At 41.0% G+C, this 17,620-nt stretch carries 14 protein-coding genes; 9 read left to right on the forward strand and 5 right to left on the reverse strand.

The window, feature by feature from the left end; translation table 11 throughout:
• Positions 1-165 precede the first annotated feature (165 nt).
• Positions 166-1,236, forward strand: a complete 1,071-nt coding sequence (locus tag ABWV72_RS06755; RefSeq protein ID WP_353369493.1) for an alkene reductase — start codon at positions 166-168, stop codon at positions 1,234-1,236.
• A gap of 59 nt (positions 1,237-1,295) precedes the next feature.
• On the opposite strand, the gene ABWV72_RS06760 is transcribed toward ABWV72_RS06755, so the two are convergent.
• On the reverse strand, positions 1,296-1,991 hold the full coding sequence (locus ABWV72_RS06760; RefSeq protein WP_353369495.1) for a hypothetical protein: 696 nt from the start codon (positions 1,989-1,991) through the stop codon (positions 1,296-1,298).
• 358 nt (positions 1,992-2,349) lie between these two features.
• The gene (locus tag ABWV72_RS06765) at positions 2,350-2,526 is read right to left on the reverse strand and encodes a DUF6435 family protein (RefSeq protein WP_342807144.1); all 177 of its coding nucleotides are present in this window, start codon (positions 2,524-2,526) and stop codon (positions 2,350-2,352) included.
• Between the two features lie 371 nt (positions 2,527-2,897).
• Here ABWV72_RS06765 and ABWV72_RS06770 point away from each other — a divergent pair, with 371 nt between their 5' ends.
• Genes ABWV72_RS06770 through ABWV72_RS06780 form a run of 3 tightly spaced genes read left to right on the forward strand, consistent with a single transcriptional unit; the run spans position 2,898 to position 8,448 of the window.
• Positions 2,898-6,599, forward strand: coding sequence for an ATP-binding protein (locus ABWV72_RS06770; protein ID WP_353369497.1), 3,702 nt, complete (start codon positions 2,898-2,900; stop codon positions 6,597-6,599).
• Positions 6,596-7,231, forward strand: coding sequence for a hypothetical protein (locus ABWV72_RS06775; protein WP_353369499.1), 636 nt, complete (start codon positions 6,596-6,598; stop codon positions 7,229-7,231). The genes ABWV72_RS06770 and ABWV72_RS06775 overlap by 4 nt, the downstream gene beginning before the upstream one ends.
• A complete protein-coding gene (locus ABWV72_RS06780; protein ID WP_353369501.1) occupies positions 7,228-8,448 on the forward strand; it encodes a phosphoenolpyruvate carboxylase in 1,221 nt (406 codons plus the stop codon). The genes ABWV72_RS06775 and ABWV72_RS06780 overlap by 4 nt, the downstream gene beginning before the upstream one ends.
• Before the next feature lie 64 nt (positions 8,449-8,512).
• On the opposite strand, the gene ABWV72_RS06785 is transcribed toward ABWV72_RS06780, so the two are convergent.
• The gene (locus ABWV72_RS06785) at positions 8,513-9,070 is read right to left on the reverse strand and encodes an NAD/FAD-utilizing enzyme (RefSeq protein WP_353369503.1); all 558 of its coding nucleotides are present in this window, start codon (positions 9,068-9,070) and stop codon (positions 8,513-8,515) included.
• Positions 9,071-9,261: 191 nt separating this feature from the next.
• On the opposite strand from ABWV72_RS06785, the gene ABWV72_RS06790 reads away from it, so the two are divergent.
• From ABWV72_RS06790 to ABWV72_RS06800, 3 genes are all read left to right on the forward strand, one after another.
• Complete coding sequence (locus ABWV72_RS06790) at positions 9,262-11,025, forward strand: monovalent cation:proton antiporter-2 (CPA2) family protein (protein WP_216049893.1); 1,764 nt, start codon at positions 9,262-9,264, stop codon at positions 11,023-11,025.
• A gap of 136 nt (positions 11,026-11,161) precedes the next feature.
• Positions 11,162-12,799, forward strand: coding sequence for a methyl-accepting chemotaxis protein (locus tag ABWV72_RS06795; protein WP_353369505.1), 1,638 nt, complete (start codon positions 11,162-11,164; stop codon positions 12,797-12,799).
• Between the two features lie 286 nt (positions 12,800-13,085).
• Positions 13,086-13,460, forward strand: a complete 375-nt coding sequence (locus tag ABWV72_RS06800) for a hypothetical protein (RefSeq protein ID WP_353369507.1) — start codon at positions 13,086-13,088, stop codon at positions 13,458-13,460.
• Between the two features lie 234 nt (positions 13,461-13,694).
• On the opposite strand, the gene ABWV72_RS06805 is transcribed toward ABWV72_RS06800, so the two are convergent.
• Positions 13,695-14,357 (reverse strand): GntR family transcriptional regulator, encoded by a 663-nt coding sequence (locus ABWV72_RS06805; RefSeq protein WP_353369509.1) that lies wholly within the window; start codon positions 14,355-14,357, stop codon positions 13,695-13,697.
• Positions 14,358-14,362: 5 nt separating this feature from the next.
• On the reverse strand, positions 14,363-15,532 hold the full coding sequence (locus ABWV72_RS06810; protein ID WP_353369511.1) for a benzoate/H(+) symporter BenE family transporter: 1,170 nt from the start codon (positions 15,530-15,532) through the stop codon (positions 14,363-14,365).
• A 203-nt stretch (positions 15,533-15,735) separates the two neighbouring features.
• On the opposite strand from ABWV72_RS06810, the gene ABWV72_RS06815 reads away from it, so the two are divergent.
• Positions 15,736-16,473, forward strand: a complete 738-nt coding sequence (locus ABWV72_RS06815) for a dienelactone hydrolase family protein (protein ID WP_303499592.1) — start codon at positions 15,736-15,738, stop codon at positions 16,471-16,473.
• Between the two features lie 139 nt (positions 16,474-16,612).
• On the forward strand, positions 16,613-17,614 hold the full coding sequence (locus ABWV72_RS06820) for a prenyltransferase (protein WP_353369513.1): 1,002 nt from the start codon (positions 16,613-16,615) through the stop codon (positions 17,612-17,614).
• The last annotated feature ends 6 nt before the right edge of the window (positions 17,615-17,620 follow it).

Genomic DNA, 17,620 nt, shown 5'->3' on the forward strand with positions numbered 1-17,620 from the left:
TAATTACTCTTGCCGCCTCAAGTTACAGATTAACAGTGTAGTCAATTACATCAAATTGCAAATACTTAGGGTATAAACAACTTCAGATGATGCTCTTGAATTCAGTTTTTTTAATCCAATACTAGTTAAAACCCGTTCCTATATGTAGTTAACAATTAAGGAAAAATGATGTCAGCATTATTTGAGCCACTAAAACTTGGCAATATTAGTTTAGAAAATCGAGTGGTAATGGCGCCACTGACGAGATGCAGAGCGACTGAAGAAAATGTGCCGACTGAGCTAATGGCTACTTATTATGCCCAACGAGCTGGAGCAGGACTGATTATCGCCGAAGCAACAATGGCAATGTCTGGAAACTCCGCTTTTTACCGAGAGCCAGGAATACATTCTGATGAGCAAGTGGTCGCCTGGAGAAAGGTCACTGATGCTGTGCATCAAAACGGTGGCAAAATAGTATTACAACTATGGCACGGCGGCAGAGCTTGTCATCCTGTATTGAACAATGGCCGTACGCCAGTAGCACCAAGTGCATTAGCCATTGATGGTTATGTCCATACCCCACAAGGGAAAAAAGATTACGTCCTTCCCCAAGCACTTAGTTTGCAAGAAATCGCAAATATCGTTGAAGGTTTTGCTAAAGCGGCGATTAACGCCAAGGCCGCTGGTTTTGACGGCGTTGAAATACATGGCGCAAATGGATATTTAATTGATGAATTTTTGCGTGACAGTGCTAACACTCGCACCGATCAATATGGCGGCAGTATGGAAAATCGCAGTCGCCTGTTATTTGAAGTGATAGATGCAGTGACCAATGTTTGGGAAAGTGGAAATGTTGGTTTAAGAATTTCACCAATTAACAGCTTTAACAGTATGCGCGACAGCGATCCAGAAGGCCTGACTGCTTATTTAGCAAAACGATTAGATGACTATAACCTGGCTTATCTACATGTAATGCGCGCTGACTTTCAGCAAGCACAACAAGGTAACGTAATAGCAGCCGCGAGCAAAGTTTATGACGGCAACTTAATTGGTAACATGGGGTATGATTTCACTGAGGCTGAGCAAGCAGTGGAGCAAGGTGATTTAGCCGCTGTTGCCTTCGGTTCAGCCTTTATTGCTAATCCAGATTTACCTTATCGATTTAAACATGGTATCGCCTTAGCAGAACCGGATCCCAAAACCTTCTACACTCACGATAGTGTGGGTTATATCGATTATCCTGCCGCAGCCCTGTAGTTTTTAAATAGTGCTCTGAGCCGATAAACTCGGCTGCAGAGCACAATTTTACGAATAGCCTATTTGGGGTCTGATGATGAGCTTTCTGAAAAGGGTTCTGAATGGTAATAAATGGGTTTCATTGAGCCACAAAAACTCAAACGATAATTTAGCATGTCTTGCTCTGGTACACTGCTTTTAGCGTTCACATCAGTGATGCAACTGATATTTTCGAACAACAAAATAAGATGATCGTAGCTTGGAGCACCTTGAATTTGGTGGATCAAAGCACGACTATTGTATCCTAGTTCCACAATATCGTACTTTTGTCGGTTATTGGGTTCCCCTAAATCCTTTAGGACTCTAACGTACTTTTGTTCACTGAAGGTTAAGTCCATTTGTTCATAAGTTAAACTCCCACCTTGTTTATAATTGCCGATATAAACGTCAGCTTTAACACTTACAGATTCGCCACGGATTAATCTTTCAATATTAAACGATTCTGGTTTGATGGTAACCAAATCTGCATCTCTGACTAAATATACTAGCGCGGAGTCTTTGGGAATAAGTTTATAAATCAACTGGACGTTATGGGGTTTTCTGTAACTTGGAAGATTAGAAACATATAATGAGGACGCATGATTAAATACCACCATGCCATGCACACCTTCATATGCCGGATCTAAGGGTTCTGCTGCTGCACTCGCATCGCCATCTTGAGCAAAGCCAGTACTTGAAATTGCTAGTAACAACCAGCAAAAAACTATTCTAATCATAAAAACCTCTAAATTGGCATCGCTACAACAAATTATAACTTAACTATGTAATTTCACCGCCATTATACCAGTCTATTGCCAAGTGGAGATTGCACTTTAGTCTAAGCGAGTCAGGGGAAAGCTCTGGGCAACTCGCTAGCCGCAGAGCTTAATATAAGAAGTTAATTTTACAACGATGACTGGGGGAGGTTTTAGCATCAATCATTCAACCTTAGTGGTGCATTTATCTCTATAAGGTTTATCTGCAAATCGTGCTATTAGAAAATCGATAAAGGCGCATAAGCTTAATCGGTTATCAACTTGTTTGCGCCAACCCTATTTTCATCTTTTTGAGTTTAAGAATGGAATATTTTCAAACTCATTTATAGTTCATTTCAAATTCTTCAATTTTCTCAAACAAAGCTTCAGCTTCGCTATTGTATTTTGCGTAATCTCGAAGATTTCCTTCCTGCTGTGCTTGCATCGCTCGAGCTAATTTTTGATCGTATTGCTTGCGTAGCTTTTTAATCGGATTTGCTTTGAATAATCCAAACATAGTTAACTTAAAATCCTTTTAATACTGTTTCTATAAGCCTAGAGGATAAGACCAGATTTTCATCTTTTTATATTCAAATAATTTAAAAAAATTTTATTTAGTGGTTGGACGGTAAATAATCAACCCGCAAAATTATAAAATACTATTTATGACGACGCTAAATCAAGCACTTACAAATTGGTTTTTAGGATTAGCGAATAATAACCCTAGTTTGGCCGATAAATACTGATATTTAGGGTGTTAAATTGAATTAAACCTCGCTAAAATCAGCGGCTGTACGGAATTCTACACCTGCTTCTCCAAGTTACCTTCATTTAAGCATTTGAATCCCGAGTTAGCTGTCTCAATCATAATTATAAATTAGGATGTTTATGCCTGGGTTACATCGCATTATTCTCATCGACACACACCTTCCAGGTGTAGTGGAATTAAAATTAAACGGTCATACCAATATTTGTGGAACCAATGCCTCTGGCAAAACCACGTTACAACGATTGATTCCTGTGTTTTACGGAGAATATCCAAGCCGAGTTGTACCCTCTACACGAGATAGTTTCGAAAAGTGGTATTTACCCAGAGAATCGAGCTTTATTGTTTACGAATACGCTCGCAATGAAGGGGATTTGTGTCAAGCAGTCTTGGCATCTTCTGGAAATGGTGTGAATTACCGATTTATCGGAAAACCTTTCGAATTAAACGACTATTTATATAAAAACAAAGCTGGCGAGCATAGCAGTGTGACTATGAATGAACTGGCTCGTAGTTTAAAACGCGCCAATATTTTAGTTACAAACCTGCTCAATACCAAAGAATTTAAAGCGGTATTACAAAATGATAGAGGTGTTTTAAACGACAGCACCAATAGCCGTGAGTTACTGGGATATGCTCGAATATTCAGTTTATGTGAACAGGCTAATCACCTTAGACACATCGAAAAACTAGCCAAAGCTGTGCATTCTAAAGAAGGCAAAATGGAAACCATTAAAGCCATGATTGCCGCTATTCTAGAAGAAGATGGTGTGCAGCCACCGAGTTCCAGTTTGAGTAGAAATAGAGTCGAAGATTGGATTAAAGAGTGCCATCTGATTAAAGAGTTTGATGCGATACGCCCTGAGTTTGCTAAATTGGAGCAAGCCGACCATCAACTTAATCAGACGGAATATCGTCTCTCAGAATTACAACAGCAGTTCGCGGTAGATACCAGCGCGTTAGCCGCCCATGTGCTGGATTTTGAGCGCGAATTAGATGAAATTCAACTATCCAGTAAAAAACTTGAATCAGATTGGACTCAACAAAGAGATGAGTTGAATCAGGCGCTTTCAGTGGCCAAGGCCGACTCGGAAAAATTAGAATCCGATTTGGAGCAGATAGAAAGCGAATATGATGATTGGCAATCGCAGGATATTGAAACCCTACAGAGCAATTTACAACAACTGCCGCAATGGGAAAGCGAATTAGAGACATCATCAACCCGATATACCCTGCTGACTGAGAAACATCAAGATGTTGAAGCCAGTTTCAATAAACGGGTAGCGCAAATCAGTGAAAAATTAAATGAAGAGCTTGAGGGGTATTCTGAAGAGAAAAGCCTTTTACAAGATAAGTTGTCTGAACAAAAAAGTCAGGAACAGCTTAAATTACAGCAGATCCGAGATGACTATCAAGGTCAGCTTAGCAGTGTTGAATCAGAGTATCGACAAAGAGCGGATGAGCTCAAAACACAGTATACCGAAATAACTGCTGCCCTTAAAAATGCAGGGTTCGACGAGTTTGAACAAAGTCAGTTAGATATTCTTGATGCCACCTTAAAAGAAGCCGGTATCGCTGAGGATGCAGCTCGAGAGAAACATCGAAAAGCACAACAAGAATTTGTTCAGGCAAGTCAATTGCGGGTTAAAGCGAATGCAGTCCTTGAAGAAACCCGTCGCAGTCAATTAGAAGCGCAGCACCAGTTAGACAAAATCGAAGGTATTCTTTATCCAGGTGAAAACAGTTTATTGGAATTTCTCCGCAAAGAGCGACCAGATTGGCAAGATAACCTTGGTAAGGTCTTGCATCCAGAGCTATTTAAACGCAAAGATTTAAAACCAAGTGTAGGCGACGACTCTACTAGCATTTTTGGGATTAAACTGGATTTACATGCAGTTGATATGTCGGAATTTGCAGAAACTGAAGTTCAACTTCAGCAAAAACTCAGCGATGTTCAACAAATTCTTGACCAAGCCATTGCTAATCAAAATGAAGCTGAACTTGATTTAGCCAAGGCCAGTGAAGAGGTTCGTAATAAAGAACTGGCTCAAGCGAAAACCGAAAGCGCCTGCAAAACCGCTGAAGCGACTCGCAGACGGGCGCAACAAGATAAAGATCAGGTTCAGCAAGAATATGCTCATGCTTTATCCCAGCGTAAGTTACAAAATAAGAAACGCTTGAGCAATATCCAAACTGAGCAATCAAAGTGCAAGACGCAACACGCTGAAGCCATTGCTGAAGTCAAAGATCAGCAGCGAGAAGCCGAAACTGAGCATCAATTCCATTGGCAACAGCTTATCCAAGATATTCAAACTAAAATATCTATTGTCGACAGCCATATCAAAAAAGCCAAACAAGTCGCCGCGGAAGACAAACAAAAAATTGAGCAGTGGAAAGAAGACGAGCTGAATAACCGAGGCGTTGATGTTGACGATATCGGCACCTTGCAAAAACGTATCAAACAATTGCAAAAAGATATCACTTACACAGACACTCACCGTCACAAAGTGAAAGATTACCAACGTTGGTACGACACTTATTTTGTTGGCTATAAAGTAACTTGGCAGCAAAACTTAACAGCGGCCAAAAAAGCCGCAAGCAAAGCAGAACGTTTGTTAAATCAGAAACAAGCTGATTTCAAACAACAGCGTCAGAAAAGTAAAGACCAACAAGCTCAGCTAGAGCAAGATTTGCGAACTGCACGAGAGCAGCATATTGATGTACAGAGCATCAATCGCAGTTTAGGTAAACTCAGACTGGTTAAAGCGGATCAAAACAGTCCATCAAGCAAGTCGGCTAAACCGGATACGGTAAATATTGGACAGCGTATATCTGAAGGACAAGAATTACTGCAAACCAGAGATCGTTTATTGGGTGATATCAAGGTGTATGTGGAACACTTTGACCAGCTTATTGCTGCGCAATCGGGCACCGGCTTAGCCGATATTTGGGAGCGCTCCAGAGATGAATGTGCGGTGGTGAATGACCAAGGAATTCGCAATATTGATCACCGCAGAATGGTGGTGCATTTGGCCCAGTTATTAAATGAAGTGGTTCCACAAAAACTCCACGGATTACGAGAACAAGGTCGAATATTTGGTGCCGACTTAACCCAATATTATAATGTGCTGGAAGATATCGATAAACGTATCGCCAGCCAAAGTAAACGAATTAGTAAAGAAGTCGATGAAGAATTGTTTCTCGATGGTGTCTCTGATTCAGCCGTAAAAATTCGCTCGCGTATTTCAGAATTAGAGTTTTGGCCTGAGTTAGCCCAATTTAATAAGCTTTATCAGGCTTGGATGAAAAGTGGTGCCGTTGAGCTGCCAGATGATGAATATGCGCTGAGCATGCGTAAAGTCTTGGATATTCTTGGTCGCGCCGCATTAAGTGGCGGGATCAGTAAATTATTAGATATCGAGTTGCACATCAAAGAGGGTAATTCCAATCTGGTTATTCGAACGGACCGTCAATTAAATGAGTCTTCCAGTCATGGTATGGCGTACTTAATTTTATGTAAATTCCTATTAGCCTTCACTCGATTATTACGGGGGGATGCAGATGCCACTATTCACTGGCCTATCGATGAATTGGGGACTTTGCACCAAAGTAATGTGAAGAAAATTTTTGATGCTTGCCAGAATAATAACATCTCTGTGGTTGGCGCATTCCCTAACCCTGAATCGGAAGTATTAACCCTGTTTGATAATCGCTATTTGATTGATAAAACCACACGAAAACTACAGGTGGTTCAACCTAAAATCAGTGCTATAGCCGAACATATCCAAAAACGTAAACAAACTGAGCAAGGAGTTACCCCATGATTAGCGAACAAGGCCGCATTCTAGAAAGTTTGTTATCTGGGGCGTTTATCTGTCAGGTCAGTGATGAAGATGCTTGGCGATTCCTAAAAACCTCAGGCAATAGCGATAAAATTGAAACCCAGTTGAATATGTTGAACCGCACGTTGGCCAGCGCCGCAGAAGGAGATGTTTTTTACGCTGCTTATCAAACCTTGGGCGATAATGAACGCAAAGTACTAACTGGTCAATTTCAGGATATATCCAGTCATTTAGTGCCCTTGGTTGAATGGTTATTGTTAGTTCAGCAGGCCAGTGGAACTGATGTGCCCGTCACGCAGGGAACGGCTATTCGATTAGCTGAAATCCAACTGACCATTGAAGATACCCCAGCTTTTGCTGAGCAATTAGCCAAAATTTCCCATTACAAATTGTTTGGTTCTACCAGCGTATCGGTCGATGGCCAGGTTAAACAGGTGTTTAAGCGTCTAACCGATTTGGGATATATGCTACGACCTAATCAAGACAAACAAATCTTCATTGCCACTGGTAAAGTGGAATACCTATATGAAGTGATTAAATTTATCGACGAAACCGAATCATTGTCGTTGTCTGAGCAGGCAGAAAGCGCAGTGCAGCAGGGAAGCCTGATATGAACCAAAATCTACATCAGGCCGGAGTAAAGCTGCTTAATGCGCTAAGTAGACATGCTGATCTTCTGATGCAGGTTTATTTGTCGGGAACTGTGGATGAAACCAAATTCAGCCCGAAAGTTATCGACAGTTTAGTGCAAATGGGGATTTTATGGCGTCCTGACGCTGACGCAGATTTGCGTCTGAAAAATGTGGTACGACAATTACTCGAAGGCAGTTTACATGATGAACGAAATCGTCAAATAGACGCCAATATTGGCTCAGCGCTGAAGGGGCTTAAAACTTTAGCTGACCATTATAAAGAAGCGTTACAACATCAACGATTTACCGAAGCCAATGCGCATCTTTCAGATTTAACTGAGCATGTTTATGCGTTGACCGAATCACTGGAAAATAATGTGAGAGTGCTGTTTAGTCGAATCAACAATGAGTTTGGTTACGTATCTTCCATTGATGCCAAGATCCGTGAAAATCAGTTGGCACAATCGCAAGTATCCGAGTTATTGGGCGAATTGGAAATGTTCCAATTTGATGAGCTTAGTGAAATTGCTGCCAGTAATCGTGAATTACGTCACTTGTTAGTTGTTACCTTACAACACAGTTTTTCCCGTGTAACCCAAGAGCTCTCCATTGTTCAAGCTCGGTTGTTGTCATTGTTAGGTCGTTTCAGAGAGCTACGGGGACGCACTCGTTTACTCAAAGGCTTTTTATTGCACATGGAACATTCGCCAACATTTGCACCGGTGAATTATTGTGGCCTATCGCAAGTGCCGATGTTGTTTAATCAGGCTGAATCGGTGATTAAACCTGCTGCTGTGGATGTGACTCGGGTTGAACATGAACAAGAATTACAAAAATTGGTCAGCGCAATTAAAACCCTAAATCGTCCTCCGAAGGCGTATCAACCAGAGCGGGCTGCCCACCAAATTCATGTTGAAAAGCAAAGCGAAGTAGAGTTTGCTGAAGATAAACTTAAAAAAGCGGTAGAAGGGTACTTCTGTCAGGTTATCGATACCGGTGAGCGATTAACAGCCCTAGAATATTATCAACAGCACGAATTAGAGTTCGATACTGAAGCTTGGTTGTATCAAGTTATTGGCGGTTATCAAGGGTTAACCTCAGAAGAACAAGCGTATTTTGCGATTGAACAAAGCGGTGAACTCCATCCTATTTATAATGGAAACTTTATTATTCGCGATGTTGAGTTGGGATTAAGATAACGACTTTACAGGTCGCAATCTATGACGACCTGTGAAGACATACGTTGTTGCCTAGAAAGGCGCGTTAGGGCATGACTTTCATAAAGTTGTTAAATTTATCTTGGCTTTTAACTACCCAGTCTGGAGGTGATTCACCGCTTCCGGCCAACTTGAGATTGGTATGTTGACTGGCGACTTGCTCAACAATTGCCATTTGTTGTTCGGTGGCATCCACGAAAAATATGTGTTTTCCTTGTTTTAGCAATTTTTGGAACTGTCTAAATTGATAATTTGGTACTTGGATACCAATAAGTCCGCCTTCCCATGTGCAAAACCCCAGTATTACCACTGCAAGAAACCCAAAAGGGATCCATCCTGCAGCCGTGAGATGCCAATTCATGCTATACGCCAATAACAAAACCAAGGCTGCGCAAATTGCGCCAACCACAGCTCCTAATTCGGTGGACCGTACAACATCTTTTTTCAACACGGATTCAATGGCATGTAAATGGTGTTTTTCAACTTCAGCATCATTTTCACTTAACACATGCAATTGAGGTGTACTCAATCCTTTGTCTTCAAGTTCACTTTGGATAATACGTAGATCATTCAAGTCATCACTTATGTAGTATTGTCTTTTCATCTCAAGTACCCTTTTACTGTCTCGTTGTTTCTAATGCACTAGAACAATATTAGTACACAAAAACACTTTATTGTTTATTTTTTGTTCGATTTGGTCTGTTGCTTCCATGTCAGCACCAACTGATTCCATGTTGGAATTGTTGTTAGAAAAACCAAAATCTTAGCCAAGATCAAAACCAAGAGAGAATATTTATGAGTTTGTTGGGTTCTACAATGATTTTTTTGGCCGCAGCTGTGGTGGCAGTACCTATCTTCAAACGTTTGAAATTGGGAGCAATATTAGGTTACTTAGTGGCGGGTATGGTCATCGGCCCGTCGATTATGGATTGGGTTTCTAAGCCCGAGACAATTTTACATTTTGCGGAACTCGGTGTCGTATTCTTACTGTTTATTATCGGCTTGGAGTTAGAGCCCAAAAAACTCTTAAAAATGCGTGATCAGATTGTTTTTACAGGGGGCGGACAGTTATTTCTAAGTGCTAGTTTCATCGCGATATCGGTGAAGTATATTGTCGGTACGGACTGGACGGCAGCCATAGTGATAGGCTTGGCCGTGGCGCTTTCTTCTACCGCTTTTGCTATTCAATTGATGGAAAATCAAAATATTTTAAAGACCCCACCAGGTCAAAAAGGTTTTTCAATCTTATTGATGCAAGATTTGGCTGTGATTCCCATTCTGCTGTTAGTACAAAGCCTTTCCACTGTGCCTGATGTCGATTCCCCTGCGTGGTGGGTAAGCATCTGTGCAATTGTGGCAGTGCTGATTATTGGAAAATTTCTGATCAATCCATTTTTGCGACTGATTTCCCACTGGGGTAATGCCGAAATCATGACCTCTGCCGCGTTGTTAATTGTTATCGCGACTGCGCTGGGTATGCAAGAAGCAGGGTTGTCGATGGGAATGGGCGCATTTGTGGCTGGGATGCTACTTGCTAACTCAAGCTTTAAGCATCAATTAGAAGCGGAAATTGAGCCGTTCAAAGGTTTGTTGTTAGGTCTGTTCTTTATCGCTATTGGTATGAATTTAGACTTAGATTTGTTTTTCGATAATCCACTGGTAATTATTGCCGCCGCGTTAACTCTGATTGCGATTAAAACAGCCATTATTTTCAGCATTCTTAAATTTTCGAAACAAAGTACAACTGACTCGATGCGCATTGCATTGATGCTCTCTCAGGGGGGCGAATTTGCCTTTGTGGTTATGGGAGAGGCGAGCCTAGCAAACCTAATAGCACCCACCCTAGCTAGTCAGGTTACTTTGGTGGTAGGCGTTTCTATGGCGTTAACTTCACCATTAGTGATTTTACACAGTATTTGGTTCAACAGTCGTAACTGTCCAGCGGTATACGATTCGCAAACCGACACCGACGAGCCGCGGGTTATTATTGCTGGATTTGGGCGCTTTGGTCAGGTAACTGGGCGTATTTTAGCGGCCAATAAAATCCCGTTCACAGCATTGGATAAAGATGCAGAACACATCGCCTTTGTTAAAAAATTCGGCAACAAAGTGTTTTATGGTGATGCCACTCGATTAGATTTATTAAAGATATCGGGGATAGAGCAAGCGTCTATATTATTGATTGCTATCGACAATGAAGTTGATACTTTCAAAATTGTCGCGTTGGTCAGTGAGCAATTTCCCCATGTGAAAATGGTGGTCAGAGCCCGCAACCGTAATGCGGTAATGCGCTTGTCTAAAGTTGAAAACTTACACTTTGTTAGGGAACTCTTTTGGTCTGGGTTACGGGCCGCTGAAAAGGTGCTAGAAGATTTTGGGTTTGACAAAAAACAGGCTGCGCATATGTGTGACATATTCGAAAAGCATGATGAAAAAATTCTCAAAGAAGTTATCGACGCAGACTCTGATTTAGATGAACTGATTCAATTAAGTAAGAAGGGCCGGGCTGATTTGGAAACTTTATTTGCCAATGATATTAAACAGATCGGTGGTAACTAGATAAAAGTAGCGACTCTGAGCAGTAGTGTAACAAAAATGTCATCTTAACAGCATAGGCTTAGCGGCCGGCAATATGTACTTGTTTATGGCATTTTGTGCCTGCATTTTTTCATCTTACAGCTCAAGGTAATCGCTAGTGTTTGAATTCTTCTATTTGAATATACGAAATAAGTTACTCTTTCTTATTTGTTCTATTTTATTGATAATTTTAGTCGCGGTTTATATTGGACTGTCTTCGCTAAACTCAGTGACGCAGGAATATTCCGCGACCGTCAATCAAGAAGTGACCAATATCACCCATGTTTCTGGGCTAAATGTGCGTTTTAAAACGCAAGTACAAGAATGGAAAAACACCTTAATAAGAGGCAAAGACCCAGAGCAACTTGAAAAATATTGGGGCCGATTTGTTGAAAATGGGCAAACTATTGTCACCCAATACAGCAATATTTTAAACAATATGTCTGAGCAACATCCTGCATATTCTCACGTCAAAGACTTTTCAGTTAGCTATCCGAAAATGCTCCAAGCCTATGAGTCTGGTTATGATGCGTTCTTAACTTCCGGCTTTGATATTGGCGTAGCTGACAACAGTGTCAAAGGCATTGATAGAGCACCCACTGAGAGCTTAAATAACGCTGTTGAAGCAACTAACCAATACGTTTTAGGTTTGAAAAAGCAAATTGAATCCCGCGCCAGTTCCGTATTTATTTATACCAATGTGATTATCATTGTGACGATTTTAATCTGTATTTTAGCCGTTTCTTGGTTTATCAATGCCAGCGTATTAACTCCTTTAAATCGCTTAACCGATGTTTCAAAACAAATCGCTTCAGGTGATTTCACCGGCGAGATTGAAAGTACCACCAGAGATCAAATTGGTCTGGTTACAGATAATGTGAAACTTATTCAAAATGACTTGAGCAAAATGCTAAGTCGAATTCTCGGAGAGTTAAAAGATCTCGGTGAAATCATTAATAACTTGGTTGAAGGGTTCCAAACCGTAAAGCATGGTTTAAAAAGCCAAGTTGATTTGACTCAGAAAACCAATGATCGTGTTGAGCAATTAACCCAAACTGGGAATGACATTGATGGGGCCATTAAAAAAGCATCAGAATTTGTCGCGTCATCTACAAAAGAAGCCGATCAAGGGCGAACGGTGTTTAAACAGAATGTGATGATTAGCCAAAGCGTGATGGACGCAACTAATTATGCCTCTGATATTATATCAACACTGAAAAAAGACTCTGATGATATAGGCGACGTGGTAAATGTGATCAACAGCATTGCTGATCAAACCAATTTACTGGCATTAAATGCTGCCATCGAAGCGGCTAGGGCTGGAGGCGCTGGCAGAGGTTTTGCTGTTGTAGCGGACGAAGTGCGTAATTTGGCAAATAAAACCCAGCAATCCACTCAACTTATTTCGCAAAATGTACAAAAACTCCAAAATGCCGCAGATGAAGCCGTCTCTGCTATGGCTCAAGGCAAAATCCAAGCCGCAGACGGGCTGCACCAAGCAGAGTCTTCGTTAGGAATTATTGATGCATTGAGTCAATCTTTTAGCAAAATTCACGATTTGAACTTACAAGTGCAAGATGCAGTAGGCTTACAGCAATTGCAAAACAGCAACGTCAACAATGACATTTCAGAAATTGTTGCCTTGAGTGAAAGCTCACAACTTGCGGTAAACCGAATGGAAGACGCATCAAAAGTACTGTCCTCGATATTCGAAAGCATTCACCTTGCGACCCGAGATTTTAAAACGAAAATTTAAAATCAAAAGAGTCAGATACGTTGAAGCATCAAAGGTGGCAGAGCTGCTGAAATGAATGGTTCTTCCAGTTGTTTGGTTAATTCTTTTGGTAATTCTCAAGAGCTTAGACAATTTCCCTGTCCATATGTCCGCACCAACCACAGACTAGCAATAGGCAATAACGTTAAGCTGTACAATAAGTTATTGGCTGTGACAAAACATAAAAGATATAGAAAGCCGAAAATAGTTTGTGTTTAAACATGGGGTTATTCGGCCAAATACTATAATTATATGTCATAGAGGGAATATGCAAAAAATCCTACCCGATGAAAAAAAAGACGGTATCAAATTGTTGTTCGATGCTTTCAAACATATGACGACACTTTCAACCGGCTCTATTTTACTGCTGGCTACTTTTTTACGGAATATTGAGTACGGAGAACATTCTTCTTTTTTCGCTGTATGTTCTGTTAGTTTTTTCCTCTTATCGATTCTTTGTTCAGTCATTATTCTTATTTTATTGCCAAAAATTATTGGGGCGGCTGATCAAGATCAAGAATTAACAGGAAAGGTTTTTATGAGATCTGCTGGGGTGGCTGCAGTTTCATTTTTTATCGGTATTTTGTCACTTGGTATATTTGTAATTTTAAATATAGGTGGTATTCCAAATGCCACATTATAAATTAATTATTCATATCTTGCTCCTCTCCCGTAGTAGTGGTCACCACCTCATTACAGTGAGAACGTTAAAATGTCCCAACCTAGGAAAACTTGGATTTACCCAGATAGTTTAGAAATAGAGGCAATTAAATTAAGTTTAAGAGTCGATCTTATGTCTAAGGATAGTTTTAGTTCTTGGTTTGAAACTCTAAACCTCGTTTCCCAAACTCCAATTGCCAAATTCACTTACCCCCAATCATTCCTTCTCTGCAATATCACCCGATTCCGCCAATAAAAACGCCACTAAGGTTTTTCCGGCATCACTAATGTGGGCTTCTAATAGGCTTTTAGCGTGCACGGTGTCTTGGTTCTCTGTTGCTTTGAGTATGTTGTAGTGGTCTTGTTGGCTGGTTTTCAGATAATTCAGCTGTTGGTTGTGATAACCAATATATCTGCCACATAGTTGATGCAAACTAGCGATAGTATTAAACAGAGTGGGGCGGTTTGCTTGCTCGTAAAGACAGGCATGAAATTGCCAATTCAACTCACCGTGTTCTTCGATGCTTAGCTGTTCTTGAGAATCAATGGCTTGCAAATAGTCGCGGGCTTTGCCGATGGTTTGTTGGTTAAGGTTGGGAATGGCATATTGCAAAATTAGCGGTTCGAGGTATTTTCGCATTAAATATAGATCTTCAGCTTCTGTGGCATTTAACTCGGGGATCATCACCCCACACTTACCACAGCTGGTGAGCCAACCTTCATTTTTCAATCGTTGCAGTACATCTCTAATGGGGATGCGGCTAATATTGTAGCGTTTAGAAAGTGCTTCTTGCTTGAGTGCTTGGGCAATCGGTAGTTTGTTTTCTCTTATATCCAATTTAATTTGATTGTAGAGCATTTGTGCTTGTTGTTTTGTCATCTCAATTACACTCTTTTAGTTAGATGCAGAGCTAACATACCTACCACTATCCCCCAAAATGCAGAGGCGACGCCAAAAAAGCTGATACCCGAGGCTGTCATTAAAAAGGTTAAAACGGCCGCTTCTCTTTCTCTATCATAATCTAATGCGGTTTTTAAACTAGCGGCTATGGCAGTTAGCAGTGCTATCCCTGCTAAACCGGCAATGAGTGCCTGTGGGAACGCGGCAAATAAGCCCACCACCGCAGTCCCTAACACCCCAGCAATTATATTGAATATGCCTACAGATATGCCAGCAATATAGCGTTTATCTGGCAAAGGGTGAGACTCTTCATTGGTACAAATAGCAGCGGTGATGGCGGCGATACTAAAGGTGAAACCACCAAAAGGGGCAAATAAAAGGGTGGTGATCCCCGTGGTGGTGATGATTGGCGAAATGGGTTGTTGCTCGTATCCACTACTCTTTAATATGGCCACGCCAGGCAGGTTTTGTGAGGTCATGGTAATAATAAACAGTGGTAAGCCAATGCCGATCATTGACGCTAAAGAGAAACTTGGTGACACCCAAACAGGTGTGGCAAATTCAAAGGAAAGACTCTGTGTTTCAATGGTTTGATTAAAAATGCAAAAGATTAAGCCAATTAATAATACAAGGGGAATGGCGTATCTTGGAATAAAGCGTTTGGCCAATAAATAAACTACTAACATGGTAATAATTAACGCCGGTTGTTGGTCTATTGCAGCAAATAATCCGAGCCCAAATTGCATTAAAATACCGGCTAACATGGCAGATGCGACAGAAAGCGGGATGAGTTTAACCAGTTTATTAAAAATGCCAGTCACCCCCACTAAGGTAATCAGGACACCCACCATTAGAAAGGTTCCTGTTGCTGTGGCTATATCACTATTCATCACAGCTGTTGCCAGTAAGGCGGCACCCGGTGTAGACCAAGCAATAATAAGTGGGCGTTTGTACCAAAGTGATAACCCTAGGGTGCTCAGCCCCATGCCTAATCCTAATGCCCATACCCAAGATTCCAGTTGCTGATTGTTCGCTCCTGATGCAATGGCTGCTTGAAAAACTATCGCCATTGCACTTGCAAACCCGACTAAAACGGCAATGAAGCCGGCAATAAAAGCAGATAAAGAACTGTCTTGAATGATTTTATGAAACATAAATGTATACAAATTTAAAAATGTATACATTTTATACGTGGGTTTTGCTCACAAGGGAAGTTGTATTTCGCACTTTTCGAAAAAATAACGTTATGATTGCTCTACTTCACCTAATCCGTTTTGGTTAGGTGGGGCTCTGAATAAACGCGTTATATAAAAACTAGCTAAAAATCATCTGAGCAAAAATAAGGTTGTAAACAATCATGCAAATACAAAAAGAAACCATCGATTTAAACACCGCCACGGGCAAAATGCGTTGTTATATTTATCGTCCATGTGACGAGGGCGTGTATCCGTCGATTATTTTTTATTCAGAGATTTTTCAGCAAACAGCGCCCATAAGTCGATCCGCGGCAATCATGGCCTGCCATGGTTTTGTGGTCATTGTGCCTGAGGTTTTTCATGAGCTTAATCCTGCTGGAACGGTATTAGAATATGACGATATTGGCAAAGATAAAGGTAATGAAGATAAATCCAAAAAACCCTTGATTGATCACGATAGCGATACTCTAGCTATGCTGGATTTTATTCACTCAGCTACTTACTGCTCTAACGCGGTCGGCGCAATGGGAGTATGCATCGGCGGGCATCTGGCCTATCGCGCGGCGCTTAACCCTGCCATAAAAGCGGCATTTTGTTTGTACGCTACTGATATCCATAACAATGCTTTGAGTGCTGAACCGGAACAGCAAAGTCTGGCTAGAATGGCAGATATAAAAGGCGAAATTCACTTCATTTGGGGTAAACAAGACCCTCATGTGCCAAATCAAGGAAGGCTCACCATTTACCAGCAATGCATCGCAACTGGGATTAATTATCAGTGGTGTGAAGTCAATGGTGTGCACGCGTTTATGCGAGACGAAGGTGATCGTTATGACGGTGCTTTAGCTTTACAAATGTATCAACAAGCGGTTGCCTTATTTCAGCGGGTACTGCATTGACGGCTATTTTAGGGTTGTTTTTCGGTTATAAACTTTAGATACTCAAAGGGTACTTTTTTACTATTGTATTGAGCAGTTTCGGTTTGCACCAATACACTGCGCCAACTTTATCAAACTCACAACTCAAAAAGAGATGACAATGTCACAAGCTATATGGATTCAAGCTCTCAGAACAGTGCCTCAGGTTGATAAAACATGCTGGGATGGTTTAAATATATTGACTAAATGGCTGGTGGCGAGCCGCTTTTCAGTCACAATCATGAGTTTTACCTCTGCCATTATTGGCATTTTGTTGGCATTGAGTACTGCTACGGTGGATTTTGGCTTAGCTGTTTTATGTATTATAGGTTTAGTGTTGGCTCATGCTACCAATAACTTGCTGAATGACTACACTGATTCGGCTAGAGGTGTGGACAAAGGAAATTACTTCCGCACCCAATATGGTACTCATGTGTTAGAAAGTGGACTGTTAACCAAAAAGCAGTTGATGGGATACATCTCAGTAACTGGCGCGTTAGCCCTTGCATGTGGGTTTGTCATCATTTATCTGCGTGGTATTGATGTACTGTGGTTACTGCTCGCAGGTGCGTTTTTTGTGCTGTTTTACACTTGGCCGTTGAAAAAACTGGCGTTAGGAGAGTTATCGGTATTAATTGTTTGGGGGCCATTAATGGTAGGGGGCTCTTATTATGTCAGCAGTGGACAGTGGAGCGTAGCAGCCATGTTAATTGGTACTTTGTATGCGTTAGCACCCACGGCTGTTATTTTTGGTAAACATATCGATAAAATGGGTATGGATAAAAGCAAAGGCATTTATTCATTACCGGTATTGTTAGGTTCTACTTACGCAAGAAAAGCCGTTCAATTTATGTTGTTGTCTCAGTATTTTCTGGCCGCGTATATTTATTGGAGTGGTTATATTGGTATCAGTATTTTGGTCTTGTTATTGGCCGTACCTACCCTTATCCACACATTCAAAGTGTTTAATCACGAGCGGCCAACTAGCATGCCTGATGGCTTTCGAAAAGAAGTCTGGCCGCTATGGTTTGCGCCTAACGCGTTTCAATATACACGTAAGTTCAGTTTGTTTTTCTTAGTGATGTTAATACTTGAAAATATTATTGCGGGTTTCAATTTATAAGCGATT

Source organism: Aliiglaciecola sp. NS0011-25 (assembly GCF_040370605.1).
In the GTDB taxonomy this organism is placed as follows: Bacteria; Pseudomonadota; Gammaproteobacteria; order Enterobacterales; family Alteromonadaceae; genus Aliiglaciecola; species Aliiglaciecola lipolytica_A.